This is a genomic window from Methylobacterium sp. CCH5-D2, from assembly GCF_001556475.1.
In the GTDB taxonomy this organism is placed as follows: domain Bacteria; phylum Pseudomonadota; class Alphaproteobacteria; order Rhizobiales; family Beijerinckiaceae; genus Methylobacterium; species Methylobacterium hispanicum.
Genome location: NZ_LSIX01001040.1, coordinates 1 through 2,111, shown reverse-complemented (window position 1 = coordinate 2,111; position 2,111 = coordinate 1). Strand labels below are relative to the sequence as shown.

Genomic DNA, 2,111 nt, shown 5'->3' with positions numbered 1-2,111 from the left:
TGAACTGTCGGAAGAAGCGTCGGCGCCCGGGTCGCTCTCGCGGCCGGCGCCGATGGACAGGGATATACGGGTCCGCCCCGCCGTCGTCAACACCCAAATCGCGGAGGCTGGCAAAAATCCGCGACGGCCGCGTGACAGGCGTCCTCCGGCATGGGCCGGATTCGGCGAATCGAACGCGCCCGATCAGAGATCGACGTCGAGGCTCAGGCCGTCATGGGCCGGCACCACGCCGGCGGGTAGGCGGGCCGCGAGCGTCCGGTAGTCGAGATCCGTGTGCAGGTTCGTGAGCACGGCCCGGCGCGGGCGCACCCGCTCGATCAACGCGAGGGCGTCCGTGACCGAGTAGTGCGTCGGGTGCGGGGTCTCCCGCAGGGCGTCGATGATCAGCAGGTCGAGCCCGCGCAGCCGCGCCTCGACCGGCTCGGGGATCAGGCTGACATCGGGCATGTAGGCGGCCGGGCCGAAGCGGAAGCCGAGCGCCGCCTCGTTGCCGTGCTCCACCGGCAGGGCCTCGGCGGCAAGCCGTCCCCCCTCCCCCGCGATCGCCGTCTCGGCCCGCTCGTCGAGCGGGCGCACGCGCTCGTCGAGCGGGCGCAGGTCGAGGATCGGCGGGTAGGCGCTGCCGGGCGGCGTCTCGAAGCAGTAGCCGAAGCGCGCGGTGAGCAGCGCCCGGGTGATCGCGTCGGCGTAGACCGGGATGCGCGCCCGCATCTGGATCACCAGCGGGCGCAGGTCGTCGATGCCGTGGGTGTGGTCGGCGTGCGCGTGGGTGAACAGCACCGCGTCGAGCCGCCGGACCTCGGCGTCGAGGAGCTGCTCGCGCAGGTCCGGCGAGGTATCGACCAAGACCCGGGTGGTGCCCCCCGCCTCCCGGCGCTCGGCCAGGATCGAGCAGCGGCGGCGCCGGTTGCGCGGGTCGGCCGGATCGCAGGCGCCCCAGCCGTAGCCGACGCGCGGCACGCCGCCGGACGAGCCGCAGCCGAGGATACGCAGGGTCAGCGACGCCATTCGGACCTCCCTCGGAGGTGGTATCCGAGGGGGGCGGCGCCTGTCACGCCCCGGCCTCCGTCCGGCGCGCCTTCGCGAACAGGTGGAAGAAGTTTTCCGTGGTGCGGCGGGCGAAGTCGTCGGGCTCCAGGCCGAGGGTCGCGGCAAGCGATCGGGCGGTGTCGGCCGTGTAGGCCGGCTCGTTGGTGCGACCGCGGTGCGGCTCGGGCGCGAGGAAGGGCGCGTCGGTCTCGACGAGGATCCGGTCGAGGGGGACGGCCTTCGCGATATCGCGCAATTCGTGCGAGCGCCGGAAGGTGACGATGCCGGAGAACGATACGAACAGGCCGAGTTCCACCCCGGCCACGGCCAGCCGCGCCCCGGAGGAGAAGCAGTGCAGCACCGCCCGGAAGGGTCTTTGCGCCATCTCGTCGGCGAGCACCCGCTCCATGTGGTCGTCGGCGTCGCGGGCGTGGATGACGAGCGGCAGGTCGGCGAGGCGGGCGGCCTCGATATGGGCGCGCAGCACCCGCTCCTGCACGGCCTCCGGCGCCGCGTCGGCATAGTGGTAGTCGAGCCCCGCCTCGCCGATGCCGACGCAGCGGGGGTGCGCGGCCAGCCCCGCGATGGTCTCCGGCGCCACGTCGGGCTCCTCGGCCGCGCCGTGCGGGTGGGTGCCGACCGTGAACCAGACTTGCCGGTGCGCCTCGGCAATCGCCCGGTAGGTGTCGGCCTTGGCGACGCGGGTCGAGATGGTGAGCATCCGCCCGACGCCCGCCGCCGCGGCGCGGGCGATCACGCCGGGCAGGTCGGCGGCGAATTCGGGGAAGTCGAGATGGCAGTGGCTGTCGATCAGCATGGGTCGCTATCGTGAACGGTGACTCAGAGTCCTGGGATCCCAAAGGGTCGTGACCCTTTGGCGGGGTCCGGGGCGCGCAGCCCCGGGATTGGTCTCCTCGACCCGGCAGAGCCGGGACGGGGAGACCAAATGCAGGGCTCTGCCCTGCACCCGCGAAAGGTCTTGACCTTTCGAAACCATGACTTCCGCGGCTCAGGCGGCGGGCGCTTCCGGCTTCTCGAAGCGCGGGAAGATCGGGGCGGGCGCGGGCAGGGGCGTGCCGGGG

General features: G+C 72.9%; 2 protein-coding genes. Both read right to left on the bottom strand.

What is annotated here, in order from left to right:
* Positions 1-183: 183 nt before the first annotated feature.
* Positions 184-1,008 carry an MBL fold metallo-hydrolase gene (locus AX737_RS28390; RefSeq protein ID WP_066927207.1) on the bottom strand — a complete coding sequence of 275 codons (825 nt, stop codon included), beginning with the start codon at positions 1,006-1,008 and terminating at the stop codon, positions 184-186.
* A gap of 43 nt (positions 1,009-1,051) precedes the next feature.
* Positions 1,052-1,846, bottom strand: coding sequence for a TatD family hydrolase (locus tag AX737_RS28385; protein WP_066927205.1), 795 nt, complete (start codon positions 1,844-1,846; stop codon positions 1,052-1,054).
* Between the last annotated feature and the right edge of the window lie 265 nt (positions 1,847-2,111).